24 protein-coding genes are annotated in these 25,740 nt (G+C 30.4%); all 24 read left to right on the forward strand.

Annotated features, from left to right (window positions below):
* The first annotated feature begins 29 nt into the window (after positions 1–29).
* The 24 genes from OZP07_RS04005 to OZP07_RS04120 all read left to right on the forward strand — a co-directional run bounded on the left by OZP07_RS04005 (position 30) and on the right by OZP07_RS04120 (position 25,671).
* Positions 30–2,489: an SLBB domain-containing protein gene (locus OZP07_RS04005; protein WP_281637361.1), complete on the forward strand. Its 2,460-nt coding sequence runs from the start codon at positions 30–32 to the stop codon at positions 2,487–2,489.
* 93 nt (positions 2,490–2,582) lie between these two features.
* Positions 2,583–3,653 carry a Wzz/FepE/Etk N-terminal domain-containing protein gene (locus OZP07_RS04010; RefSeq protein WP_281637362.1) on the forward strand — a complete coding sequence of 357 codons (1,071 nt, stop codon included), beginning with the start codon at positions 2,583–2,585 and terminating at the stop codon, positions 3,651–3,653.
* 210 nt (positions 3,654–3,863) lie between these two features.
* The gene (gene rfbF, locus OZP07_RS04015) at positions 3,864–4,640 is read left to right on the forward strand and encodes a glucose-1-phosphate cytidylyltransferase (protein WP_281637363.1); all 777 of its coding nucleotides are present in this window, start codon (positions 3,864–3,866) and stop codon (positions 4,638–4,640) included.
* Complete coding sequence (gene rfbG / locus OZP07_RS04020; protein WP_281637364.1) at positions 4,625–5,725, forward strand: CDP-glucose 4,6-dehydratase; 1,101 nt, start codon at positions 4,625–4,627, stop codon at positions 5,723–5,725. The genes rfbF and rfbG overlap by 16 nt, the downstream gene beginning before the upstream one ends.
* Positions 5,718–6,584: an NAD-dependent epimerase/dehydratase family protein gene (locus OZP07_RS04025; protein ID WP_281637365.1), complete on the forward strand. Its 867-nt coding sequence runs from the start codon at positions 5,718–5,720 to the stop codon at positions 6,582–6,584. The genes rfbG and OZP07_RS04025 overlap by 8 nt, the downstream gene beginning before the upstream one ends.
* 5 nt (positions 6,585–6,589) lie before the next feature.
* The gene (locus OZP07_RS04030; RefSeq protein WP_281637366.1) at positions 6,590–6,994 is read left to right on the forward strand and encodes a polysaccharide biosynthesis C-terminal domain-containing protein; all 405 of its coding nucleotides are present in this window, start codon (positions 6,590–6,592) and stop codon (positions 6,992–6,994) included.
* A 5-nt stretch (positions 6,995–6,999) separates the two neighbouring features.
* Entirely contained in the window at positions 7,000–8,391 is a 1,392-nt protein-coding gene (locus OZP07_RS04035) for a lipopolysaccharide biosynthesis protein (protein ID WP_281637367.1), read from the forward strand.
* A gap of 11 nt (positions 8,392–8,402) precedes the next feature.
* Positions 8,403–9,338, forward strand: a complete 936-nt coding sequence (locus OZP07_RS04040) for a glycosyltransferase (RefSeq protein ID WP_281637368.1) — start codon at positions 8,403–8,405, stop codon at positions 9,336–9,338.
* Positions 9,339–9,346: 8 nt separating this feature from the next.
* A complete protein-coding gene (locus tag OZP07_RS04045; RefSeq protein WP_281637369.1) occupies positions 9,347–10,450 on the forward strand; it encodes a glycosyltransferase family 4 protein in 1,104 nt (367 codons plus the stop codon).
* A gap of 41 nt (positions 10,451–10,491) precedes the next feature.
* A complete protein-coding gene (locus tag OZP07_RS04050; protein ID WP_281637370.1) occupies positions 10,492–11,472 on the forward strand; it encodes a GDP-mannose 4,6-dehydratase in 981 nt (326 codons plus the stop codon).
* Positions 11,473–11,578: 106 nt separating this feature from the next.
* Positions 11,579–12,184 carry an acyltransferase gene (locus OZP07_RS04055; RefSeq protein ID WP_281637371.1) on the forward strand — a complete coding sequence of 202 codons (606 nt, stop codon included), beginning with the start codon at positions 11,579–11,581 and terminating at the stop codon, positions 12,182–12,184.
* Between the two features lie 38 nt (positions 12,185–12,222).
* Positions 12,223–12,984 (forward strand): glycosyltransferase family 2 protein, encoded by a 762-nt coding sequence (locus OZP07_RS04060; RefSeq protein ID WP_281637372.1) that lies wholly within the window; start codon positions 12,223–12,225, stop codon positions 12,982–12,984.
* Between the two features lie 78 nt (positions 12,985–13,062).
* On the forward strand, positions 13,063–14,388 hold the full coding sequence (locus tag OZP07_RS04065) for a hypothetical protein (RefSeq protein WP_281637373.1): 1,326 nt from the start codon (positions 13,063–13,065) through the stop codon (positions 14,386–14,388).
* Positions 14,360–15,586 (forward strand): glycosyltransferase, encoded by a 1,227-nt coding sequence (locus tag OZP07_RS04070; protein ID WP_281637374.1) that lies wholly within the window; start codon positions 14,360–14,362, stop codon positions 15,584–15,586. The genes OZP07_RS04065 and OZP07_RS04070 overlap by 29 nt, the downstream gene beginning before the upstream one ends.
* The gene (locus OZP07_RS04075) at positions 15,576–16,787 is read left to right on the forward strand and encodes a glycosyltransferase family protein (protein ID WP_281637375.1); all 1,212 of its coding nucleotides are present in this window, start codon (positions 15,576–15,578) and stop codon (positions 16,785–16,787) included. Before OZP07_RS04070 ends, OZP07_RS04075 begins: the two co-directional genes overlap by 11 nt.
* Positions 16,787–17,794: a glycosyltransferase family 4 protein gene (locus OZP07_RS04080; RefSeq protein ID WP_281637376.1), complete on the forward strand. Its 1,008-nt coding sequence runs from the start codon at positions 16,787–16,789 to the stop codon at positions 17,792–17,794. Before OZP07_RS04075 ends, OZP07_RS04080 begins: the two co-directional genes overlap by 1 nt.
* Positions 17,791–18,297: an acyltransferase gene (locus OZP07_RS04085; protein ID WP_281637377.1), complete on the forward strand. Its 507-nt coding sequence runs from the start codon at positions 17,791–17,793 to the stop codon at positions 18,295–18,297. Before OZP07_RS04080 ends, OZP07_RS04085 begins: the two co-directional genes overlap by 4 nt.
* A gap of 59 nt (positions 18,298–18,356) precedes the next feature.
* Positions 18,357–19,418 (forward strand): glycosyltransferase, encoded by a 1,062-nt coding sequence (locus tag OZP07_RS04090; RefSeq protein ID WP_281637378.1) that lies wholly within the window; start codon positions 18,357–18,359, stop codon positions 19,416–19,418.
* A 1,191-nt stretch (positions 19,419–20,609) separates the two neighbouring features.
* A complete protein-coding gene (locus tag OZP07_RS04095; protein WP_281637379.1) occupies positions 20,610–21,353 on the forward strand; it encodes a glycosyltransferase family 2 protein in 744 nt (247 codons plus the stop codon).
* Positions 21,350–22,243 carry an NAD-dependent epimerase/dehydratase family protein gene (locus tag OZP07_RS04100; RefSeq protein WP_281638447.1) on the forward strand — a complete coding sequence of 298 codons (894 nt, stop codon included), beginning with the start codon at positions 21,350–21,352 and terminating at the stop codon, positions 22,241–22,243. Before OZP07_RS04095 ends, OZP07_RS04100 begins: the two co-directional genes overlap by 4 nt.
* 7 nt (positions 22,244–22,250) lie before the next feature.
* Complete coding sequence (gene rfbC, locus OZP07_RS04105; protein ID WP_281637380.1) at positions 22,251–22,799, forward strand: dTDP-4-dehydrorhamnose 3,5-epimerase; 549 nt, start codon at positions 22,251–22,253, stop codon at positions 22,797–22,799.
* A gap of 80 nt (positions 22,800–22,879) precedes the next feature.
* Positions 22,880–23,740 carry a dTDP-4-dehydrorhamnose reductase gene (gene rfbD, locus OZP07_RS04110; RefSeq protein WP_281637381.1) on the forward strand — a complete coding sequence of 287 codons (861 nt, stop codon included), beginning with the start codon at positions 22,880–22,882 and terminating at the stop codon, positions 23,738–23,740.
* A gap of 46 nt (positions 23,741–23,786) precedes the next feature.
* Positions 23,787–24,656: a glucose-1-phosphate thymidylyltransferase RfbA gene (rfbA, locus tag OZP07_RS04115; RefSeq protein WP_281637382.1), complete on the forward strand. Its 870-nt coding sequence runs from the start codon at positions 23,787–23,789 to the stop codon at positions 24,654–24,656.
* A gap of 61 nt (positions 24,657–24,717) precedes the next feature.
* A complete protein-coding gene (locus tag OZP07_RS04120) occupies positions 24,718–25,671 on the forward strand; it encodes an MraY family glycosyltransferase (protein ID WP_281637383.1) in 954 nt (317 codons plus the stop codon).
* The last annotated feature ends 69 nt before the right edge of the window (positions 25,672–25,740 follow it).

Genomic DNA, 25,740 nt, shown 5'->3' on the forward strand with positions numbered 1-25,740 from the left:
AATTTCATTTAATTAATTTAATAGCAACAATGAAAAAACTAATTACCGTAATTCTCTTTCTTATAGCTCTTTTTCAGACTAACACTATATTAGCTCAGGATATTCTAAAAGGAAGCGACTTGAGTACTGTAAAGGTTGATTACTTATCGGATAGTGATATTGCAAAAATAAAATCACAATTGCAAACAAATAATCTAACTATAGATCAAGTAGAATCGATGGCTTTGTCCAAAGGAATGGATCCTGCAGAATTTGCCAAATTAAAAAAGCGTTTAGCTTTTACCGAAACTTCTAAAAGTGCAGTTGATAAAAAAACAACGACTAAGAAAAAATCAAAAGATTCAGATCTGGAAGATGAAGAGGATAATAGCGATGTTATTGAACGGAAACAAGAAAAAATTGAAAATAAAAAGGTTAAGGATAGTTTGAATTCGCTAGTGTTTGGATCTGAATTATTTGATAACCCTACATTGAATTTCCAGCCTAATTTGAAATTGGCCACACCTGTCAATTATATTTTAGGTCCTGGAGATGAACTGCAAATTAGCGTAAATGGAGTTCAGGAGTTTAACGATAATGTTTCAGTATCTGTTGAGGGTAAAGTTGCTATTCAATACGTAGGCCAGATTTCGGTATCGGGAATGACTATTGAGACCGCAACTCAAAAAATTAAAGGAGCTATTTCAAGAGTATATAGTACTGTTCGTTCTGGTCAATCGCAGGTAGAAGTGAGTTTAAGCCGTATTCGTACCATAAAAATTACTATTATTGGGAGTAAGCAGCCAGGAAATTATTCAGTTTCATCTTTAGCAACTGTATATAATGCTTTGTTTTTGGGTGGTGGCCCAGGGAAAAATGCAAGTTACAGAAATATTGAGCTGATCCGTAATAATAAAGTATTTAAAAATATTGATATTTATCGGTTTTTGGTTAATGGAAATCAATCAGATAATGTTGGTTTAAAGGATAATGATGTTATTCGTATTCCGGCTTATACTAATAGGGTTACCGTTGAGGGAGAAGCAAAGCGTCCGGGTATTTTTGAAATGAAAAAGGGTGAGCATTTTTCAGATCTTTTGAATTTTGCATCCGGATTCAATGAATTTGCTTATACAGCTTCGGTAAATGTTTTGCAAAAAACGGGAAAAGAATTTAAAGTAGCTGATATACAAGCTGCTCAATATGACAGTTATCTGCCTTTAAATGGAGATGTGTTTCGTATCTCCAAAATTTTAAATCGTTTTGAAAACCGTATCATTATTAATGGTGCAGTATTCAGACCAGATACCTATTCTTTTTATCAAGGAATGAGAGTTTCAGATTTGATTCGTCAGGCTGAAGGATTGAAAGAAGATGCTTATCTTAAAAGAGCTAGAATCATTCGTTTAAAAGAAGATTTGACGACTGAGATTGTTAATGTTGATTTATCTAAAGCAATTGTAGGGGATTTGAATGCTGATGTTGCTTTAAAAAAAGAAGATATATTAACTGTGTATTCTATTTTGGATTTTAAGGAAGAATACAAAGTGACGATTGACGGTGAAGTAAAGAAACCAGATGTTTATGATTATCAGGATAATTTAACTTTGAATGATTTAATTATTACTGCGGGCGGTTTGACGGGTTCAGCATCCAAGCGTGTTGAAATAGCTAGAATGATTAAGGCTGAAGATATAGATGATTCTAATCCGAACAAAGTTGAATTGTTTAATATTGAAATCACTCCGTATTCGAATGAACAATCGATTAATTTTGTACTGAAACCTTTTGATGTCATTAATATCAGGCGAATGGCAGTTGTTGAGAAACCAGAGATGGTAACTATATCCGGGTCGGTTTCCTATCCTGGGAAGTATGTTTTGGCTAATAAAAAAGAGAAGATTTATAATGTTATTCAAAGGGCTGGCGGTCTTACATCATTGGCAAGTTTGAATGGGGTAAAAATAAAGAGGCCTATTAAAAAAGCTCAAATTGAAGAATTGGAAAATATAAATTTAAATTTAGGCAAGAAAGATAGTATCCAAAATAAATTGAAAAAGAAATTAAAAGAAGACTTGAAGTATGCCACTATTCCTGTTGATTGGGAAAAAGTTGTCAGAAATCAAAATGGAAATGCAAATATAACTTTACAGCCTGGAGATGAAATCGAGGTTTCGGCTTTCAACGAGACTGTAAAAGTTGCTGGAAACGTTCTTTTGACATCAGAGATTCCTTATAAAAAAGGCAGAGGATTTAATTATTACCTTGATGCTGTTGGAGGTTTGGATGCCAAAGGATGGAGAAATAAAGCATATGTTATTTATCCAAATGGAGAGGCCGCAGTAACTCGCAGGTTTTTATTGATTAGGTCTAGTCCAAAAGTTGAACCTGGTTCTCAAATTGTAGTGCCAGAAAAACCTGAGACAAAGAAAATGACTACTGGTGAATGGGTAAGTATTGGAAGTGTGATTACCAGTTTGGCATTGTTGATTGTTACTTCGTTTAAGTAGGGAGAGAAGTGAGTTATGAATTATACGTTGTAATGAGAAGTTTGAGGTTAAGTATTCTAAATATATAAAATAAAAGAAGGTCTATAGTTATTTATGGAACAAAATAAAGGAATAGCAAACGACGAAATTTCGTTAAAGGAACTTATTGAAAAAGGGAAAGAATGGTATGCTTATTTATTGAGCCAATGGAAAATCATTGTATTGGCTGGAGTAATTGGAGCTGTTTTGGGGTTAGCTTATTCTTTTACAAAGAAACCAATATATACGGCAACCTTAACATTTGCATTGGAAGATGAAAAATCAGGAGGAATGGGTGGTGCTCTTGGGTTGGCCAGTTCGTTTGGGATTGATGTTGGTGGCGGTGGAGGAAGTATATTTTCCGGTTCGAATTTGACCGAATTGTTCAAGTCCCGTACGATGGTGGAGCAAACTTTGATGACACCTGTTGCAGTAAACGGGAAAGTGATTTCTTTGGCTGAAATGTATATTCAAAATAATAAGTGGAGGGAAAAATGGAACAATAACCCTAAATTTAAGGATATTCAATTTTTGCCCGAGACTAAACGGAAGTATTTTACAAGGGAGCATGATAGCATTTTGGGAGTGATTTATCAAAATTTATCTCAGACTTCTTTGTCTGTGGGGCAAAAAGATAAAAAGATTGCGATTATATCGATGGATGTCTCTTCAACTGATGAATTGTTCTCTCTTCGGTTTTGTGAAGCATTAGCGAGACAAGTTGGAAAATTTTATGTTGAGACCAAAAGCAAAAAGGCCCGCATGAACATGGAAATTTTGGAACATCAGGTTGATTCCATCCGTGCTGAACTTAATGGTGCTATTACCGGAGTTGCTGTCGCTAATGACAATACTTTTAATCTGAACCCTGCGCTTAATGTGCGTAGGACTCCTTCGGCTAGGAGACAGGTCGATGTGCAGGCGAATACGGCTATTTTGACGGAGTTGGTGAAACAGGCTGAATTAGCAAAAGTTACATTGCGTAAAGAAACCCCTTTGATTCAAGTAATTGATAGACCAATTTTGCCACTACCGAAAGAGCGTTTTGGGAAAGCGAAAGGTATTTTATTAGGAGGGATTTTAGCAGGTTTTTTAGTTGTGTTCTTTTTAATTTTTAAGAGAATATTTAAAGAAGTACTTAAATAATTTTGCTTAAATATTTAAATGAAAAATTATATGATAAAAGTTCAGGAGGTTAAAAAAGAAACTGAAGATATAGTCACTTTATGTTTCAAAAAGCCGGGATAAAAAAAAATTAAGTATTTAGCTGAAAATGAATTTTTACTTTGTTGTAATTAGCCTTTGGCAAATAATGTTAGTGTTGAAATATAATAACCATAATAATTATATAAAATAATGAAAGTAGTAATTTTTGCAGGTGGTTTTGGGACTCGCTTAATGGAAGAAACAGAGGCAAGACCAAAGCCAATGGTTGAAATTGGAGGAAAACCTATTTTATGGCATATTTTAAAAATGTACGAACGACATGGTTACAACGAGTTCATTATTTGTCTTGGATATAAGGCTACTTATATAAAAGAATATTTTTATAATTATTATTTGCATAATTCTGATGTTACAATCGAATTAGCCAATAATAATATAAATGTGCATTACTCGGAGACAGAATCCTTTAAAGTGACTTTAATAGATACCGGTTTGCATACCAATACTGCAGGACGATTAAAGCGTATTCAGAAATATGTACAAGGAGAAACTTTTATGTTGACTTATGGCGATGGTGTTTCAGATATCGATTTGACACAATTGCTAACTTTTCATCGTTCACATGGACGATTGATTACTTTGACTAGTGTGCAGGTTCCTGGACGATTTGGAAATTTGGACATCAATGAATTTGGAGAAGTTGGGCGTTTTGAGGAGAAGCCGGTGGGAGATGGTATGTGGATTAATGGTGGTTTTTTTGTGTTAGAACCAGGAATTTTTCAGTACTTGGATTATGATGTGGAGAATGTGCAATGGGAAAAAGGACCTTTAGCGACTATAGCTAAAGATAATCAATTGGCTGCTTTTAAACATGAGGGTTTTTGGAAGTGTATGGATGCGCTAAGAGATCGTCACGAATTGGAGGAAATGTGGAACTCTGGAAATGCGAAATGGAAAACATGGTAGATTCTTCTTTTGAAATTTTAAAAAGTACTTATCAAGGTAAAAAAGTCTTTCTTACTGGGCATACTGGTTTTAAAGGTTCTTGGATGCTTAAAACATTGTCTTTATTGGGGGCAGTGGTTAAGGGGTATGCTCTTGGACCATCAACTCCTAATGATTTGTATTATCTAATTGATGGAGATAATTTATGTGATTCCGTTATTGCTGATTTACGTGAAAAAAAGAGATTAGAAAAAGAAATACTAGATTTCCAACCTGATTTTATCTTTCATTTGGCAGCTCAGCCACTAGTACGTTTGTCTTACGAGATTCCTGCAGAAACTTTTGAAATAAACGCAATTGGTACTGCCAATGTTTTGGATGCTGTGCGACTTCTTGATAAATCATGTTCAGTGGTTTTAATTACGACCGATAAGGTTTATTATAACAATGAATGGTTGTATCCTTATCGAGAAAATGATCGATTAGGAGGATTTGATCCTTATAGTGCTAGTAAAGCCTGTACCGAACTGATAATCGATTCCTATCGTAATTCTTTTTTTAATAGTAATAATTACAATACTCACAAAAAAGGTATTGCCGTCGCTCGTGCCGGTAATGTAATAGGTGGGGGCGATTGGTCGAAAGATAGATTAATTCCTGACATCGCTAAAGCGTTTGCCATTGAAAAACCAGTTGTAATACGAAACCCAAAATCTATACGGCCTTGGCAACATGTCTTGGAGCCAGTGATTGGTTATTTACAGCTTGGTGCTAATTTATCGATAGATTCTGTAAAGTTTGGTTGTGCTTATAATTTTGGACCAAATTTAGCTGACGCACTTCCAGTTGAAGAAATGTTAAAATTGGCCGTTGAAAGTTTGGGAAAAGGTCAATATATAATAGAACAAATAGAGGAACAGCCTCACGAAGCTGGGTTATTAAAATTAGATATTAGTAAAGCGATTACCGAATTAAGGTGGAGTCCCAAATATAATGCGCATCAAGCTGTTAAAATGACTATGGATTGGTATAACGAATTCAATTTAAATAAAAATAGTATAGGAAACTTTACTATTAATCAAATAAAAAGTTTTTTGAATGACTAAGAGTGTAGTAATTACAGGTGCCACTGGATATCTTGGATTTAAATTTTTAGAAAAAATATTAGAAGTTAAATCTAGCATATGTGTTGTTAAAAGGGAAACGTCAGATATTTTAAAAATTAGTAGTTTGTGTAAAAATATTAAGTTTTATAATACTGATGAGGTAAGTCTTGATAAAATGTTTAAAGAAAATGATGTAGATATGATTATTCATTTTGCAACATTGTACGGGAGAAAAAATGAATCAATTTTTCAAATCAAAGAAGCTAATTTAGATTTTCCTTTGTTATTGTTAAAATATGGAATTGAACATAATGTTAAATATTTTATTAACACAGGGACTTCATTACCTTACCTAACAAACCAATATTCGTTGTTTAAAAATCAATTTTCGGAATGTCTCCAGTTTTTTTCTTCAAAGATTATAACATTAAACATCTTACTTGAACATTTTTATGGCCCCGATGATGATGATTCAAAATTTATTTCATCCATGATTTATAGGATGAAGAATAATATGCTAGATATTGAACTTACTGAAGGTACTCAATTAAGGGATTTTATTTTTATTGATGATGTTATAAGTGCTTATCTATGCTTAATAAATAATATAAATAAATTTAGCGGTTTTAATATTTTGCCATTGGGTTCGGGAGAGGTATTTACTATCAGAAGAATCGTGGAAACTATTAAAGATGTTTCAGGTAGCAATTCTAACTTGTTGTTTGGTAAAATTCCGATGAGAGAAAATGAATTATTGTGTTCAGATGCTGATATTTCCAAATTTCAAAGTTTGGGTTGGAATCCAAAATTTAGTCTTAGTGAAGGATTAAAATTGACTATCGAATCATACAAAAAATAAAATAAATGGGATTGTTGTCTAAGATTGAAATTATTGAGAGAAAAAAAATTGAAGATTCAAGAGGTTGGTTTTTGAAGGTAATCAATGGATTAGAATATAATTTACCGACTTATACAGGTGAAGTTTATTTAACTAATGCTTCATATGGTGAATCAAAAGGAGGACATTATCATGTAAAAGCTAATGAATGGTTTACTTTAATTACAGGTGAGTGTGAATTAAAAATGGTTGATATTCTGACAGGAGAGAAACAAACTATTTATTTATCTTCAAGTCATCCTCAGACTATCTATGTCCCTAATCATATTGGACATATTTTTATAAATAGGGGAGCTAGTGATTTTATTTTATTGGCTTATTCGGATCAATTATATATGCCTGAGGATACTATAATCTATGAAGATTTCTAGAAATAATGACAAAGAATATGTTTAGTTTGTTTAAGCTCAATAAAATTGAGGTACATAAAGTTAATGATCAAGCTCGTGATTCAAATATTTTGAGACAAATTTTTTCATCGGTTTCTTTTAAAGCTTTAAGTATAATTATTGGATTTTTAATGGTTCCACTATTATTAAAAAAGTTAGGGCAAGAAAAGTATGGTATTTGGGCATTATTACTATCGACGGTACAATGGGTTTCGTTGATGGATATAGGTATTGGAAATGGATTGCGTATAAAATTAACAGAGGCCTTGTCTGCTAATAGGCAGAAGGAGGCTAAAGAATATGTATCTACAGCATATTTTTTAATGGCTTCTATAGCGGTGACTTTAGTAGTGCTGTTGTTGCCAGTGTTTTTTTTATTTGAATGGAATCATTTCTTTAATACTGAAGTTATTTCGGAAGCAGAATCCCGATGGGTAGTCATGATTTTTGTTATTTCAATGGTATTGTTTTTCGTACTTTCTTTATTAAATCAGGTCATGTATTCAGTACAAAGAAGTTCATTGACTTCTATTGCACCTTTAATGACCTCTTTATTTTTTATATTTATCATTTATTTTTTTTTCCCAGATGCCTCTTCAAATCTTCTAGGAACCTCATTGGTTTATACACTATGTCTAATCTTTATGATTAGTTTTGTTTCGATAGTATTTTACAATGAGTATAGGAATTTGTCGCCTCAAATAAAGTTTTTTAATAAGGCAAGGATTCGGGAATTATTATCATTAGGGATAAAGTTTTTTGTAATTCAAATTATTGGTATAGTAATATTCTCTACAGACAATATTATTATTACCCAATTGTTAGGACCAAAGTATGTTTCAATTTATAATGTACCCTTTTTGATTTTTAATAATATAGGGATGTTGGTTAATATGGTTTTGGTTCCTATGTATTCATCTTATACAGAGGCATATACTAAAGGGGATTTAAAATGGATTCGGTCTAAGGTAAGCTTATTATGTAAACTAATGATTCCTTTCGTTTTTTTTATAGGTATCGTTATTTGTTTTTTCCCATTACTGAAACGAGTTTGGTTAGGAGATGCCATCGAGGTGTCCCAAACTTTAACCTTGTTAATTGGAATTTATACCGTAATATCGGTTTGGAATAATATTTTTAGTTATGTGTTAGGAGGTATTGGTAAGATTAATTTAGGTATGTATTCTACTGTAGTCCAGGGTGTTTTAAATATTCCGCTAGCTATTTATTTTGGAAAATATTTGGACATGGGATTAAATGGTATTATATTAAGTAATATTATTTGTTTAAGCATTAGTTCTTTGCTATCCCCAATACAAGTATACTATTTTATTTTTAGCCAAAAACAAACTAAATTATTAACTAGGATTTTAAGTTAATTAAAAACTTTATGCTTTTTTCTTTTTTTATACCCACTTACAATCGGGATAAGTCTTTGAAAGCTTCTATTTCATCAATTTTTAAATATTGGAGTGGTGGTTTTAAAGAGATTATTATTTCGGATAATAATGCCCAAAATCCTATAGCTAAAAATGTTGTTGGAGAGTTTGATAGGAATTATATCCATTATTCTTTGAATGAAGAAAATATTGGTATAGATAAAAACATGCTTAAATTCTTGCAATTGTGTACTACTAAATATTGCTGGTTACTTGGTGATGACGATTGTTTAAATGAAAAATCCTATAATTCAATTTTTCAGCTGCTAAAAGATGATGTAGATTTTATAGTATTACTCAATGGAACTTTTGTTAAGGACTATCCCGATGGAGTTTATGATATAAGTACCGTAAATAAACTAGGTGAAGCTTTTTTATCTTTTTGGGATAAAATTCCTTTTGGGAACTTAATAGTTAATGTAGAAAGAGCAAAACTTCTTGATTTTCAAAAAGATTGTGTTAAATATCAAGGAACAAGTCATGCTTATTCTGGAGTAATTTGGGAACTCGCTTGTAGTTCATTTTCTTGTGGAAAATTTGCTGTGGTTAGTGCTAAAAATATTGATGTATTTTCAGTCGAAAAAACATGGATAGGTTCTTCAGTAAAAATTTATTTAGAGGAAATTCCTCGTTGGTTTGAATCATTACCTCATTCTATTAGATCATATTCGAATATTGCATTTAAGCAATTTTTAAATCAGAGTTTTTCATTACATTCATTATTTAATTATATTGAATTTGGTAAACAAAGTGAGAGTAATAAAGAGTTAGTTCAAAATTTTATAAAAAAAATGCCTTTGCAATATAAGTTGAAATGGATTTTTGTTAATCTTTTTTTTCCAATACATCCGACATACGTAATTGTCAGGGATTATTTATTCAAGTAATTAAATATATGAAAATACTGTACGATCACCAAATATTTACACACCAACAATACGGAGGTATTTCTAGATATTTTTTTGAGTTGATTAAAAGATTTGATGGAATTGATAATAGTTGTGGAGTAGGGACTTTATTTACCGAAAATGCTTATTACAATGAAAAAAATAATCCTAAATTAAATAGAGTTCTCCCAAATTCGAATTTTAAAGGGAAGAAAAGGATAACGAATTATCTTAACGAAAAAAAATCTATAGTTCAAGTTCGAAAAGGTGATTTTGATGTATTTCATCCGACTTATTATGATGATTATTTTCTTAGAAGGATAAAAAAAAAACCTTTTGTAGTTACGTTCTATGATATGATTCATGAAAAATTTACTAATCAATTTGAATCCTATAGATTGAATACTAAAATGTTTGATATTAAGAGACAATTGCTTGAACAGTCAAATAAAATAATTGCAATATCAGAAACAACGAAAAATGATATTATTGAAATCTTTGGTGTAGACAAATCTAAAATTGAGGTGATTTATTTAGGGAATTCTCTTCAAAATTTTACCGTTGCAGAAGAGCGATTGATTAATGAAGATTATATATTGTTTGTTGGAAATAGAAGAGATTATAAAAACTTTGATTTTTTTATTTCTGGAATAGCAGATTTATTAATTGAAAATAATTTAAAATTGATTTGTGCAGGAGGAGGTGATTTTACTTTTGAGGAACAACTTTTTATAAAATCATTAAAACTTGAAAATCATATTTCTTTCAAAAGAATAATAAACGATGATGTATTGGCAAACTATTATTCTAATGCGTTATTTTTTGTTTTTCCAAGTTTATATGAAGGCTTTGGGATTCCTGTATTGGAGAGTTTTGCTTGTAATTGTCCCGCACTTTTAAGTAATGGAGGATCCTTAAGTGAAATAGGTGGGGATTCAGTTCTATATTTCGATCCAACTGAAACAGAGTCACTAAGAAAAGCTACAGAAAAATTAATATATAGTGAATCTTTAAGAAAAGAACTAAAAGAGAAAGGAAAAGTTAGATTGAATGAATTTTCTTGGGATAAAACTTTTAATGACACATTAGAGTTATATAAATCCGTAATGTAAATTAAGCTAAAGCAAGTTATTTAAAAAGTTTTGCAAGGTATATGAATAATTATAAATTGAAAATTGCTTTTATTACAGGTATTAGTGGTCAAGATGGAGCCTATCTGTCTAGATTATTATTAAAAAAGGGATATAAGGTCATTGGAATTACAAGGAATAATCATTCTGAAAACATGCAAAAACTGAAGAGTTTATGTATTGATGAATTTATCATCATGGAAGAATGTGATTTGCTTGATATTTCAAGTGTCATAGCTTTAATTAATAAATATAAGCCAGACGAGATTTATAATTTGGCAGCCCAAAGTTCTGTAGGATTATCTTTTAAGCAACCTATTGGAACAATAAGTTTTAATATTGTATCAGTACTGAATTTATTAGAAGCTATAAGATTGATTAAACCGGATATTAGATTTTACCAGGCATCTAGCAGTGAGATGTTTGGAAAAGTTACAAACTTACCAGTTAGTATAGATACTCCAATGCATCCACTTAGTCCTTATGCTATTTCAAAAGCTTCTGCACACTGGACTGTCGTTAATTATCGTGAATCTTATGGGATTTATGCTTGTAATGGTGTTTTGTTTAACCATGAATCATTTTTAAGGTCTACTGGTTTTTTTGTAAAAAAGGTTATTTATGAGACTGTTAGGAATAAAAATAATCCTTATTGGAATTTAAAAGTTGGTAATATTGATATTAAAAGAGATTTTGGATACTCTCCATATTATGTAGAAGCAATGTGGTTAATGTTGCAGTCTCAAAATCCCGATGATTTTATAATTTGTTCCGGAAAAAGTATAACTCTAAGATCGATTATTGAACATGTTTTTAAGAAATTAGATGTTCCGATGAATAAATTAATAATAGATTATGAACTATTAAGGCCAACTGATATTGATGATATTTATGGGGATAATAGACCGGCAAAAACAAAATTAGGGTGGGAATATAATTTAAGTTTTTATGAAGTATTAGATAGCTTAATACAAGAAGAAATTGAATTTTTAGACAAAAAATAGTTTAATATTCTTTCGTAATTTAATTATAGAAATGCGTAATACGATAAAATCCTTTGTAAATAATAATAAAAGGCTATATTCAATCAAAATAAAGATTTACAGATTGATGTTTAAATTCAAAAAACCAATCATAGGCAAAAATAATATTGTTATTAATAATGGAGTATTAAGTAATGTAAAATATGATATTATTGGAAATAATAATAAGATTGAAATAAAAGATAAGGCGATACTGTCAGACCTAACTATTTTCATAAGAGGCAATAATCATAAACTTAAAATAGAAGAAAATTGTGTTTTTAAAAGAGGTTTTCTTTGGTTTGAGGATAGTTGTTGCGAAATAATTATAGGTAAAAATACTACTATTGAGTCAGCACATTTTGCAGTAACAGAGGTGAAAACTAGTATTCATGTTGGAGAGGATTGTATGTTTTCCAATGAAATTGAATTAAGGACAGGTGATTCACATGCTATAATTGATGTTGAAAAAAACATCAAAATTAATGATGCTCAAAATATTACTATTGGTAATCATGTGTGGATTGGAGCTCGTGCAATAATTTTAAAAGGTGTCTGTATTGGGGACAATAGTATTATTGGGACAGGGTCTATTGTTACTAAAGATATTCCAAGTTGTTCTGTTTCAGCAGGAGTTCCTTCGAAATTAATTAAAACCAATATTAATTGGGTGAGAGAACGTTTTTATAATTAGTAAGTATTGGTCGCTAATAAATTCTAAAGAAAATTTTAATGCTAAAGTTGTCAGTAATTACAGTTGTTTATAATAATTTAACAGACATTGAGGATACCATCCTAAATGTGTTAGAATTAAAAGAAAATAATGAGAGTATTGAGTACATTATTATTGATGGAGGTTCTACAGATGGAACTTGTGATATAATTGAAAAATATTGTGATAAAATATCTTGTTTTATTTCTGAGTCTGATAAAGGCATTTATGATGCAATGAATAAGGGGGTAGATTTGGCACAAGGTGAGTGGTTAATATTTATGAACAGCGGTGATTTATTTTATAATAATGATTTTTTTAGGAAAACATTTTTAGGTAATAAAAACATTAGCGATTATGATATTATATATGGAAATACTTTGGCCAAAAATGAAGGAGAGATTCTTTTTATTCCTTACAAAATAATTAAGCCTTATTTCTTTTTTTTAAATACAATTTGTCACCAAAGTGTTTTTTTTAGTAGAAGGGTATTTAATAGGGTTGGTTATTATAATTTAGATTATAAAATTATTTCAGACAGAGATCTTTTATATAGAATTTCAAATTCAAAAGGGAAATTTTTTCATATAGAAGATATCATTAGTATTTGGGATGAAGAGGGGTTTTCAAAAGAAAATTTTTCACTGTTTTTAGAAGAAGATAGAATTTTTACCAGAAAAAATTTCAATTTCTTTGAAAGAAGCTTTTTGAGGTTTGAAAGAAAATTAAAAAGCGGATTAAATAAAATAAAATTAATGAAAAGTATAAAATCTGATTATTAATTTATATAATTCCGAGATAAAAGATCTTAAAAGATAAATATTTTTAGATTATTATGAACTACACTATTGTTTATTAAGTTGAGAGAAATTCAAGGCGATTTAAAAAAATATGGAGTACTGTATTTTCTAATATTACTACATCTTTTGGGTGGTATTATAGCTGATTTTGCTATTATTGTAAGTTCATTTTATGCTTTTTTTTATTTTTGTTTTAAGAAAGAAGTAGATTTGTATGTAGTTTTCTTATTGCTATATACTAATATTTGTATGGGGCAAAATTCGGATGCTGAAAATATAAGTAATATTAATGTTGGTATATACGCACTATTTAAAAATGTGCTAATAATTGGTCCAATTGCATTATCAACTAAATTTGCTTTTGCTCTTGCTGTACCCGTGAGGGCAGTCCTGAATTTTTCTAAAACAAAGTCTTATTGGTTATTTAGCTTGTGGTCATTAGCAGTTTTGTTTTCTATAATTGGTTTATTCCTATCATTCTTTTCTGGTGCTGAAAATAAAGCGGGACTTACTGTTGGGTTTAGGATTGCATTAACTTTGGGAGTAGTATTGATACCTCAGGTGGTTTCGTCAAAAAGAGAGTTTTTGAAGCAATTTGATAAGATTTTCATTATATCAGCTGTCTCGCTATGTCTTGGTTTAATGAATGCTCATTGGCTGTTTGTAACGTTTGGTTTTTTGCCGTACTTGTGGTTTAGATTTAAATCATTTCCTCTAAAAGCACTAATAGTTTTGTGTTTGGGTAAGACCCTAATTGGTCTGGAAACTACAATTACTATAGTGGCGATGCTAATATTTAGTTTTATTTTTTTACTTTTTGTTAAAATTAGAATTTTCAATCAAAAAAATTTAAAGTATGTAGGTTTGCTTTTTATACTTCTACCTATTTTAATAACCATATATGTTGTTCTATTACCAGTTGATAAAATGGGTTATGATTTGACAAGTGCTATGGGTTATGTTGAGTTTAAATTAATTGGTGATAGGAAGCCAATCTGGGATGCATCGTTGCTACAAATAAAAGCACAAAATTTTTTTATTGCGCCTTCAGGCAGTGCACTTGAAGTTTATTTTGATTATATAGATAAATGGGTGTTATGGCCTGAGGGTTCACATAATATTTTTTTAGAAATAGGTCGTCAGACAAGTGCTTTTTGTATGTTTTTATTTGCTTTTCTTCTTTTTAAAACTTTATATTTTGCTTATAAAAGCTTGTCAAGTACAGATGAGTGTTTTATAATTCTATCTTTTACCTCAATTTATTTGGCATTTGGGCTTTCGGGTCAACATATCGTATACGATGGAGTAGGTTTTATGTATTGGTTATTAATAGCACAACTTGCTAACACTAAAAATAATGAAAATATTACATATCTCAGCTGCTAATTCTTCTGTAGGTGCTGGAATCGCTTGTGTTAAACTGCATGAAGCACTGTTGGATGAAAAGATTGAATCAAAAATATTGTTTTTAAATAAACAATCTTCAAATGTTATTAATACTTCCTTTTATGAAAGTTCTAAGTTAAAAAAGGTAAAACGTATTTTGCTAACTTTGGCAGATAGAATTCTTCTTAAATATTATCCTAAAAGAAAATTCGAAGTATTTTCGCCGGGTTTGTTTGGCTTAGATCTTTCAACAAATGTTGATGTTCAAAATGCTGATATTATTCATCTCCATTGGGTTAATCATGCATTCATAGATGTTAAGGATTTATCGAAACTTAATAAGCCTATTGTTTGGACAATGCATGATTGTTGGGTTTTCACAGGAGGATGTCATTATTTCTCTTCTTGTCAAAATTTTAAAAATTCTTGTGGCAATTGTCAAGTTTTAAATAGCAATAATCATAATGATTTATCTCATTATGTATTTAATCGAAAAAGGAAATATTACCCTAAAATAAATATTCAATATGTTGCAATAAGCAGTTGGATGAAAGGACAAGCAAAATTAGGAGCCCTTCTTAAGGAGAAATCTATTGAAGTAGTACCAAGTGGTATAGATTGTAGTGTCTATAATTTTAGGCATGATTCTGATTTACGTGAAAAGTTTAATCTTAAAAATGATGATACAGTCATTTTAATTGGGGCTCAACATTTAAATTCTCCCTTTAAAGGAGTACAGCTAAGTATAGATGCATTAAATCAGTATGACGGAAAAAAGTTAAAGGTATTAACATTTGGTGGTGGACAGATTGTTTTATCAAACCGTCTTCATCAAATTATAAATTTTGGATTTGTTTCAAATCGGAGAGAAATGGCCGATTTATATGCGATAGCAGATGTTTTTTTATGTACATCAACAGCAGAAGGTTTTGGAATGACCGTAGCTGAAGCACAATGTTGTGGTACACCTGCGATTGCATTTGAAGAGACTGGGCCTAGTGATATTATAAATCACAAGTTAACGGGATATCTTGCAAAATTTAAAGACGTTGATGATGTTGTAAGTGGCTTATCGTATTGTCTAAATAATAAGTTTGATAGAAAAATGATTTCTGAAGATTCAGAAAAGAAATTTTCTATAAAAAATTGTGCCATTAAATATAATACTATTTATAAAGAGATTTTAAGTGAGGAATAAAAAAAAGAATATCAATATTTCGGTTTTTATTGGTAATTATTTAGATGAAATTATACAAAAGGAGCGAAGTTTGATTGCTCCTAATCCAGCTGGCTCAAATCGAATGTGGAGATTGTCAAAAGCAGTTCAAACTCAAGGTTTTTTGCCCTATATAATTTCACCCGCTTGCAGTGCTAGAATTAAATTTAACTCTAAAATTATTCATTCTACTCATATTGTACGGAAAAATGGAATTATTATTGTTTATGCTCCAGCTTTAGCAATTCCCTATTTAAGTATTTTGTTTGAATTCTTTTCAATGTTATGGATTTTTTTAAGATTAACTTTCTTAAGAAACATTAGAATTGTAATGCTCTATTGTTATTATCCATCAACTGTTTTTGTTGGATTGCTTGCTAAAATTCAGAAAATTAAAATAATTGAAGACTTAGAAGATATTGTAACACCCAAACTCAGTGACTGGTTTGGTGATTCAATAATGTTTGCAATACAGCAGTCAATCGGTGGCTTTTTAATGAGAATATCTATAGGGTTGTCAGATTTAATTATTATTCCATCTTCAAATTTTTTTTTTAAAACAATTGAGAGTAAAAATGTTCTTATTATAGATGGATGTATTGATGTTTCAGCTGATAAAAGCTTAATTTTTGAAGATGAGAAAATCAATGTTCTATTAGCAGGTATGCTAGATGAAGAACAAGGAATTGATTTGTATTTACAAACATTATATATTATAAATAAAAATGAAGAATTAGCCAATAGATTTAGATTCAAGATATCAGGTCTTTCGTTAAATGAAGAAGTCCTCAAAAACTCTTTGGCGTCATTTACTAATTTAGATTTGAAATACTACGGATTTGTAAGTTCAGCAGAATTTACTATATTAATGAAAGAAGCACATGTCTGCTTAGTTTTGCAAAATCCAACCGGTCGAAATTCCCAGCAAAAAACACCTTCAAAAGGTTATGAATATATGGCTTCAGGAAAGGCCATAATTGTTACTCCTATTGGGGACTATGTTAATTTACCGAATGATATTTGCTTTTTGTTAAGTGAGTATTCTCCAGACAATATCTTAGCTATTGTAAGTAATTTGAATAATGAAACCATAATTGAAGTTGGTAAAAAGGCAAAACAGTATGCAAGAGAAAATTGGGGATTTGAAAATGTCGGAAAAAGAATTATTAATTATTTACAGTAATGAAACAATTAATCGTAACGTGTTTACCTAGTTTTTATAAAAATTTAGCATTTAGAAGAATAGCAGAAAAAAACACATTAAAGGTGTTTTTTACTTACGATTCAAAGATTAAAAGAACAGGTGATTTTTTTCGATATGGTTTAGAAAATGAAAATATAGTTAAAAAGAGAAACTTTTTTAAAAATCTGAAAAACTTATATTTGGAAAGCAGAAAATCTGATTTTGTAACTTTAGGCGGTTGGGATGATATATATTTTTGGTTTTTGAGATTAGTAATACCGAAACGAAAGCTTAAACTAATTGTTGAGTCAACTATAAATGAGTTTAAGGAATCAAAATTAGCTACACCGTTAAAAAAATTTTTTCTCAATGGAATTTCTGAATGTATTGTGAGTGGACAACCACATGCTAGATTAGTACACCATTTGGGATTTAATGGAAAAATAAAAATATCAAAAGGGGTCGGGGTTTTGGATTTTGACTATGAGCCAATAGTAAAAAATAGACCAGAAAAGGTAACAGAATTTCTTTACGTAGGTCGTGTTTCAGTTGAAAAAGGAATCGATTTGTTGTTGACTTTTTTTGAGAGAAATGTAAATCTTAGGTTGAATATTGTTGGGAGCATAGAAGATGAAAAATATTTAAATTTAATCGCTGCAAATGATAATATAACTTACCATGGATATAAAAATAGAGACGAATTAAAAAAAATATATAGCGTTAACGAAGTTTTTATTTTAGCTTCAAGAACGGAACCTTGGGGTTTAGTAATTGAAGAAGCTTTATACCATGGTTTGCCATTAATAGTTTCAAACAATGTTGGCTGCAGTGAAGATTTGGTAAAATTATACAATACAGGTGAGGTGTTTGTTGTAGATGATTTAATTGATTTAACTGAAAAAATTGAAAAAATTATAAGTGTAAATCAATATATGAGTTATTGCGAAAACATTAAATCGATTAATTTTAAAGAAATATCAAATAATTATATAAATTGCTTTTTATGATTAGAAGATTAAAGCCTTTTTTTGGTAGGGTTATATTGAAAATTTTACCATTACAAGCTTTCCCTAAAATAAATAGATTTTGTTATATATTAATGGGACATATTCTTGGACGTGCTGTTGTACTATATAGCTCCGTTGAAATTCTTGGTTTAATTAAAGTTGAGATTGGAAATAATTCATTCGTTGGCCATAGAACACTTTTCATGGGTGGTAATTCTCTGATTAAGATTGGGAACAACTGTGACATTTCATCGAATGTTAGTCTCATATGTGGGTCACATGAAATTGGTGATTTTACTCGTAGAGCTGGTAAGGGAATAAGTAGTGATATTACAATTGGGAATAGTGTTTGGATAGGATATGGAAGTTTAATTTTGGGAGGAGTTACGATTGAAGACGGCGCAATTATTGCAGCAGGAAGTGTGGTAAATAAATCAGTACCCAAAAACACAATATATGGTGGTGTGCCAGCCAAAGAAATTAAGAAAATAGGAACTAGATGAGATCAGATCATTTATTAATTGTAAATCCGTGGTTAGGTAACATTGGTCCAAATACTTTTTTGAAAAATTTCTACCACAATTTAGATTATACAAAGGTAAAATTAACGGTTATTTACCCAGAAAAAGATATAATTTCTGAGGAGATGGAATCATTAGGGATAGATGTGATTTATAACAAGCATGTTGCATTAAAACATATTAAAAGTTTTTTTCTAAAAACCTTGACAAGGTTTAGTATCGAATTTTATTTAATTTTTTTTTACCTCAATATTTTTAGAAAACAAAAGCATACAAAATGTCTAATAAACACAGAATTATATTCATATTCATTATTCATTCCTTGGTTATTTTCAAACGTTTATGTAGTAGTACATTCGCTTTCTTTTAAAAAGAATGGCTTTTTGAATAAAATATTGCTTCTTTTTCAAAAAACATTTGTTTTCAGATATTTAGCGGTTTCAAAAACCGTTAAAACATCTTTAGAGCTTCAGGGTATCAGAGGAAATATTGAAGTTGTATACAATGGTGTAAATATACAGAAAGAAATTAATGTGGAATCTAAAAGAAAAGTGCCTTTTAGAATACTATCTATCGCTCATCCTGTTCCTCATAAAGGAGCCCATCATTTGTTGGAGGTGCTTTCTATATTAAAAGATAAAGTTGAATTTAAATGGACTCTTTTAGGGTGGTATTCTGAGTCTTCAGATAAAGAGTATCAAAATTTCTTTATCAACGAAATAAATCGATTAAATTTAAATAATGAAATCGAAGTGCTAGGGAATGTAAACAATATATCAGATTGGTATAGGCAGTCCGATTTATTAGTACATCCTTCAGAAAGTGAATCATTCGGTTTTGTGGTAGCTGAAGCTATGTCATTTGGTGTTCCTGTTGTTGCTTTTAATGTTGGTGCCCTTCATGAAATTATTGATGATAAAATAGACAGTTTTTTAATTCCAGCCTTCAAAACCAATCTGATGGCTGAAACTATATATGAATTAATACAGGATAAAGAGAATAATTTCAAAATAAGGAGAGCTGCTCAGAATAAAATTAAGGATAAGTTTGATAACATAAAAAATATGCGAAGAGTATTTAGAGTTTTAGATTTATTAGCTTAAGATATATTTTTAATAAGACAGTTTGTTGATTGTAATGTATTGATTATGAAAATATTAAATGCGATGAAGTAGTTAGTGGGATTCCAATTAAAGGGTGAAAAAGAAACAGGTAATGTCAGCTTTTGTTGGAAATGCTAAAACTAACACATGTACTAAATAAATGCCATAACTAAATTTATTCATTAAATTTAAAAACTTTAGAATAAACTGATTCTTTATATTTTTATCCCTACATATAGAGATAAATGCCAATCGAGCAAATTAATACATTCAATGTTAAATATTTATAATATAGTTCATCCATTTTTCCTTTAAGATTATATAAAAAGAAGGTTTCCATAATGGTTACAATAAGACCAATAAAGAATAAAACAATTGCAATAAGGTCTTTTATGCTAGAACTTTCAAAGTTTATCTTTTTTAAATAATATCCCAGTATGGTTATATCCCAGAAAACCTGTGAAATACGAAAAGTCTAGTTTAGTCTCAAAAATAGATAAAATCTGATAAGTAAATAAAACTATAATTAACTAAATAATTTAAAAATATAAAATCTCTTTATGGTTACTGTTACGAACCCATTTGATGATTATAGAGGAGAAAATATAAATGCTTAACAGTGTATATACAAAGCATAAATGATAAGAACTACCGTTTTTGAATTGAACCATGATAAAATTGAAAACTTGGAAAAAATCTAAATACTCTTTATGAAATACTTTAAGCAGTAAGCTAAATAAAATATAAGAAATGTTCCAGAAAAGGAATGGAATAATAATTGTAAAAAATCTTTTTTTGGAAAAGTATCAATAGCATATTCTTTATCAAAAAACAATGCACCTGTTAACATAAAAAATACTGGAACACTAAATCTAACCCAGCTTTCTACAATATTTTCAATCCACCAATAAGCAGGGTGATTCCATACTGTTTAATAATGTAGTTGTAACATGTAAAATAATTACCGATATCGTGCTACAAATCTAAAATTGTCCACCCGTTGTATTTTAGTTTCGTTCATGTGTTTTTTTACGAAGGTATGGATGTAAAGAGTATTATATTATGAATTATGTGCGAAATATAATTTATTTGTGTCGCGTTCGTACGATATTAATACTTTATTGAAAGATAATAATTTATGCTTTATTTTGATTATCTGTCGAAATTCCAAATCAATATAAGAATTTAATAATGAAAATTTCCATAATAACAGTTTGTTATAATAGCTCAAATACGATTGAAAAAACAATCTTGTCAGTAAAAAATCAGACTCATAAAAATATTGAATATATCATTGTAGATGGAAATTCGAAAGATCAAACTCTTGCGATAATTCAGAAGTACAAGGAGGTGGTGTCAAAATGGATTTCAGAGCCGGACAGAGGGCTCTATGATGCTATGAATAAAGGGATTGCAATGGCATCGGGTGACTTGATAGGTATTTTGAATTCTGATGATGTTTTTAATTCTACTTTTGTTATTGAAGAAATAGTAGATTTTCATGAAAAATATGATGTTGATGCATCAATTGGAAATATTGTTCAGCGGAAAGAAAATGGCAAAATAGTAAGATTATACTCTTCGAAATATTGGAATCCTGAAAAATTGAGAATAGGATTTATGCCCCCGCATCCTTCTATTTTTTTTAAAAAAGGACTTTTTCCCAGATTAGGAGTTTATGATTTAGGTTTTAAAATAGGAGCAGATTATGAATTGATAACTAGATTTTTCATAAAGAATAAAATTAGTTGGAAATATTCTGGGATAGTGACTACGTCTATGTTGGTTGGAGGTTTGAGCAGTTCAGGATCATCTTCTTATAAATTAATTACAAAGGAAATTCAAAAAGCTCTTACTATGAATGGAATTTTGTTTTCTCCATTAATGATAAAAATGCGTTTTTTTTGGAAGTTATTTGGATTTTTAAAGAAATGAAAGTAATAGTTACAGGGGCATCTGGTTTTGTTGGGCGAAATTTTCAAGAGTATCTTAGACATTTTCATAATTTAGAAAACTTATGTGTGCGCTATAAAGAAGACCAAGAGTTTGAATTAATAACAGATGCAATAATTCATTTAGCGGGAAAAGCACATGATTTGAAAAAGGTTTCTCAACCTAAGGATTATTACGAAGCAAATTTCGAGTTAACCAAACAATTATTTGACTCTTTTTTAAATTCAGAAGCTTCTGTTTTTATATTTATGAGTACTGTGAAAGCTGTTGCTGATGAAGTAAAAGGAATATTGAGCGAAGACGAAATGCCAAATCCTAAAACGCATTATGGTATTGCCAAACATCAGGCGGAGGAATATATTTTATCTAAACAACTACCAAGTACTAAACGAGTTTATATTCTTAGACCCTGCATGATTCATGGCTCTGGAAATAAAGGGAATTTGAATGTATTATATAAATTGGTTGCTAAAGGACTGCCTTGGCCATTAGGTGCTTTTAAAAATAAGAGATCTTTTCTAAGTGTTGAAAATTTATGTTTTGTAATTAAAGAGCTTTTAGAACGTACAGATATTTCTTCAGGTATTTATAATGTTGCAGATGACGAATCGTTGTCTACTAATGAATTAATTGGTCTGCTAGGGCTAAGTTTAGGGAAAAGAAATAGAATAATTAAAATTTCAGCATTATTAATTAAGAAAATTGCTTCGGTTGGAGATGTGTTGAAACTGCCACTCAACTCCGAACGCCTTCAAAAATTAACAGAGAATTATGTAGTCTCTAATAAAAAAATAAAAGATGCAATAGGAAAAGAATTTCCAGTTTCTGCTAGAGAAGGATTGTTAACTACTTTTGACTCTTTTAAAAAATAATATAACAATGACGATAGAAAAAACATTCATAAACGATTTAGTAATCATCAACCCAACTTTATTTCCAGACGATAGAGGGTATTTCTTTGAAGCATATAATAAAGCAAAATTTAATGAGTATGGTATTAAATACCAATTCATTCAAGACAATCAATCTTTTTCAAAAAGAGGAGTGATTCGAGGATTGCATTTGCAGATTAAGCCTTTTGCACAGGCGAAATTGGTTAGAGTTCTTGAAGGAGAAATACTTGATGTTGCAGTAGATCTGCGTAAAAATTCGCCTACTTACGGACAGCACGTGAGTGTTGTTTTAAGTGCAGCTAATAAAAAACAATTGATGGTTCCTCACGGTTTTGCACATGGATTTTCGGTTTTGAGTGAAACGGCGTCTGTGCTTTATAAAGTAGACCAGGTTTATAACAGAGATAGTGAAAGAGGGATTCGTTATGATGATCCTACTTTGGCAATTGATTGGCAATTAAATAGAGAAGAAATTATTGTTTCGGACAAAGATGTTATTTTACCGAGTTTTGATGCTGTTGATTGGGAATTTTAGTTTTGAAATTCGTTTTTTTTAATTTAGAAAAAGTAAAGAAGTTTAGCCTAAAAAACTGGCTGAGTATTGAGAAAATAAATATGGAAAAAATATTAGTTACAGGTGCCAATGGACAGCTTGGTTCAGAGTTAAGAAAATTATCTAATCAGCTGAATAAATTTGAATGGATTTTTACCGATTACCAAGAATTGGATTTGTGTGATTTGAAAAATTTAGAGATTTCAATTGCGAAAACCAATCCTCAAATCATTATCAACTGTGCAGCACACACAGCGGTTGATAAAGCTGAATCAGAGGTTGAATTGTCTGATGTGTTAAATCATCAGTCAGTTGCTGTTATGGCAAAATGGAGCCATTCTAATGACTGCAAACTAATACATATTTCTACGGATTATGTTTTTGACGGTACAGCTTCTACAGCATTAACAGAATCTGCTTTAACGGGACCGATTAATGTTTATGGAGTGACTAAATTGGCAGGAGAAAAAGCCTGTATGGAAGAAAATCCTTCTGCAATAATCATAAGAACTTCATGGGTATACTCCAGTTTTGGAAATAATTTTGTGAAAACAATGTCACGTTTGATGCAGGAAAGAGATAGTCTTAGTGTGGTTAATGACCAAATTGGAAGTCCTACGTATGCTGCCGATTTGGCTCAAGCCATCGTTACGATATTAACTCACGAAACATGGCAGGCTGGGATTTATCATTTTTCAAATGAAGGAGAAGTGAGCTGGTATGAATTTGCTTTAGCAATTCAGGAAAATGGAGGTTTTGATTGTTTGGTTTCCGGTATCCCAAGCAGTGCATATCCTACACCTGCAAGACGTCCGCAATATTCATTGTTAGATAAGACTAAAATAAAAAATACATTTGGAGTTGTTGTTCCTGATTATAAAGTGAGCTTAGCCCGATGTATGGAATTATTGAAAGAAGCATAATCTTGCCCAACTCCTTAGATATTAACTTTACATAAAAAGCAAAAAAATGAAAGGAATAATACTTGCTGGAGGATCCGGAACACGTTTGCATCCCTTAACGCTTGCGATGAGCAAGCAGATGATGCCAGTTTATGATAAGCCAATGATTTATTATCCATTATCAACTTTAATGATGGCAGGTATTAATGAAATATTAATTATTTCAACTCCGCATGATTTACCTAATTTCAAAAAATTATTGGGAGATGGATCTGCAATCGGATGTAAATTCAGTTATGCTGAGCAAGCTATTCCAAATGGTTTGGCACAGGCTTTTGTGATTGGCGATGAGTTTATAGGTAATGATGATGTTGCTTTAGTTCTGGGAGACAATATTTTCTTTGGTGCTAATATGCATGAACTTTTACAATCGAATACAAAGCCTGATGGAGGAGTTGTTTTTGCTTACCATGTTTCAGATCCTGAAAGATATGGCGTAGTGGAATTTGATAAAAACTTAAAAGCACTTTCTATAGAGGAAAAACCTTTGGAGCCAAAATCTAATTATGCGGTTCCTGGGCTTTATTTTTATGATAATTCTGTGGTAGAAATTGCAAAAAACATTAAGCCAAGTGCCAGAGGTGAATATGAGATTACCGATGTAAATAAAGTATATTTAGAGAATGGTAAATTAAAAGTTGGAATTTTAAGTAGAGGCACTGCTTGGCTGGACACAGGAACTTTTAATAGTTTAATGCAGGCTGGGCAGTTTGTTCAGGTTCTAGAAGAACGTCAAGGGCTAAAAGTAGGATGCATTGAAGAGATTGCTTGGAGACAGGGATTTATAACTGAGCAGCAATTGAGAGATTTGGCAGATCCTTTAAAAAAATCAGGTTATGGTGAATATTTGTTAGGCCTTTTAAAACACAAATTATAATTAATAGATTATTGGATTTTTAAGAATTGTAAAAATAAGCCAACTAACAGATACTATATTCATGATTTATATTACACTATTATTTTTGTTTATTGGAATTGAATTGATTTATTTTAAAGCCGCTGATTATTTCAATATAATAGATAAACCTAATAGCCGTTCTTCGCACACTTCAATTACTTTGAGAGGAGGAGGGATTATTTTTCCTATAGCTGTTTTGACTGCTTATTTACTAGAATATGTTTCTCTGTCTATAACATTAGCTGTAGTTTTGGTTGCCATTGTTAGTTTTATTGACGACATAAAACCTTTATCTCAATTACCTCGATTCCTATCTCATGCAGTGGCAATGAGTTTGGTTTTTTATGATTTAGGATTATTTACTCAGCCGATTTGGATTTTACCTATAATTTTTATTTTGTTAATAGGCTGGGTAAATGCTTTTAACTTTATGGATGGTATTAATGGAATTACTGTTTTATATGCACTTGTTGCTATTCTAAGTTTTTCTTTTTTAGAAGTTAATAAGGGTAGTTTACCATTATTGATAACTATGGCATTGTCCTGTTTTGTATTTGGGTTTTTTAATGTTAGAAAAAAAGCCAGGACATTTGCTGGTGATGTGGGAAGTATTAGCATGGCTCTTTTTTTGGGTTATTTTATGCTGAAAACAGTTTTAGACTCTGGTCAAATTGGGTATGTTTTGTTTTTATCTGTATATGGTATTGATGCAATGATTACCATTTTTATACGCTTAAAAAAGAAAGAAAATATTTTTCAGCCTCACAGATCCCATTTGTATCAATATCTGGCTAATGAATTAGAGTATTCTCATATTACGGTATCTATATTGTATTCAGGAATACAGTTGTTAATAAACATATTATTGTTCTATCTTCAGCAGTTTGGAGAATTGTCGCTTCCAATTATTATTTCTTTTTTATTGTTTCAAACTTTGTTTTATCTATGGATTAGAAATAGAGTTATTCGAAAAATTACTTTAGGAATAATTTAATGATTACCGTAATTATAAAAGAGTGTTCATTCACTAAATTAGTTTCTATCTGCAGCCAATGATAAAGCG

The organism is Flavobacterium marginilacus (assembly GCF_026870155.1).
Taxonomy (GTDB): Bacteria; Bacteroidota; Bacteroidia; order Flavobacteriales; family Flavobacteriaceae; genus Flavobacterium; species Flavobacterium marginilacus.

Bases quoted from the DNA above. Each gene is read 5' to 3' on its own strand.
- OZP07_RS04005 (WP_281637361.1), top strand. From the start codon at position 30: ATGAAAAAACTAATTACCGTAATTCTCTTTCTTATAGCTCTTTTTCAG.
- OZP07_RS04010 (WP_281637362.1), top strand. From the start codon at position 2,583: ATGGAACAAAATAAAGGAATAGCAAACGACGAAATTTCGTTAAAGGAA.
- rfbF (WP_281637363.1), top strand. From the start codon at position 3,864: ATGAAAGTAGTAATTTTTGCAGGTGGTTTTGGGACTCGCTTAATGGAA.
- rfbG (WP_281637364.1), top strand. From the start codon at position 4,625: ATGGAAAACATGGTAGATTCTTCTTTTGAAATTTTAAAAAGTACTTAT.
- OZP07_RS04025 (WP_281637365.1), top strand. From the start codon at position 5,718: ATGACTAAGAGTGTAGTAATTACAGGTGCCACTGGATATCTTGGATTT.
- OZP07_RS04030 (WP_281637366.1), top strand. From the start codon at position 6,590: ATGGGATTGTTGTCTAAGATTGAAATTATTGAGAGAAAAAAAATTGAA.
- OZP07_RS04035 (WP_281637367.1), top strand. From the start codon at position 7,000: ATGACAAAGAATATGTTTAGTTTGTTTAAGCTCAATAAAATTGAGGTA.
- OZP07_RS04040 (WP_281637368.1), top strand. From the start codon at position 8,403: ATGCTTTTTTCTTTTTTTATACCCACTTACAATCGGGATAAGTCTTTG.
- OZP07_RS04045 (WP_281637369.1), top strand. From the start codon at position 9,347: ATGAAAATACTGTACGATCACCAAATATTTACACACCAACAATACGGA.
- OZP07_RS04050 (WP_281637370.1), top strand. From the start codon at position 10,492: ATGAATAATTATAAATTGAAAATTGCTTTTATTACAGGTATTAGTGGT.
- OZP07_RS04055 (WP_281637371.1), top strand. From the start codon at position 11,579: ATGTTTAAATTCAAAAAACCAATCATAGGCAAAAATAATATTGTTATT.
- OZP07_RS04060 (WP_281637372.1), top strand. From the start codon at position 12,223: ATGCTAAAGTTGTCAGTAATTACAGTTGTTTATAATAATTTAACAGAC.
- OZP07_RS04070 (WP_281637374.1), top strand. From the start codon at position 14,360: ATGAAAATATTACATATCTCAGCTGCTAATTCTTCTGTAGGTGCTGGA.
- OZP07_RS04080 (WP_281637376.1), top strand. From the start codon at position 16,787: ATGAAACAATTAATCGTAACGTGTTTACCTAGTTTTTATAAAAATTTA.
- OZP07_RS04085 (WP_281637377.1), top strand. From the start codon at position 17,791: ATGATTAGAAGATTAAAGCCTTTTTTTGGTAGGGTTATATTGAAAATT.
- OZP07_RS04095 (WP_281637379.1), top strand. From the start codon at position 20,610: ATGAAAATTTCCATAATAACAGTTTGTTATAATAGCTCAAATACGATT.
- OZP07_RS04100 (WP_281638447.1), top strand. From the start codon at position 21,350: ATGAAAGTAATAGTTACAGGGGCATCTGGTTTTGTTGGGCGAAATTTT.
- rfbC (WP_281637380.1), top strand. From the start codon at position 22,251: ATGACGATAGAAAAAACATTCATAAACGATTTAGTAATCATCAACCCA.
- rfbD (WP_281637381.1), top strand. From the start codon at position 22,880: ATGGAAAAAATATTAGTTACAGGTGCCAATGGACAGCTTGGTTCAGAG.
- rfbA (WP_281637382.1), top strand. From the start codon at position 23,787: ATGAAAGGAATAATACTTGCTGGAGGATCCGGAACACGTTTGCATCCC.
- OZP07_RS04120 (WP_281637383.1), top strand. From the start codon at position 24,718: ATGATTTATATTACACTATTATTTTTGTTTATTGGAATTGAATTGATT.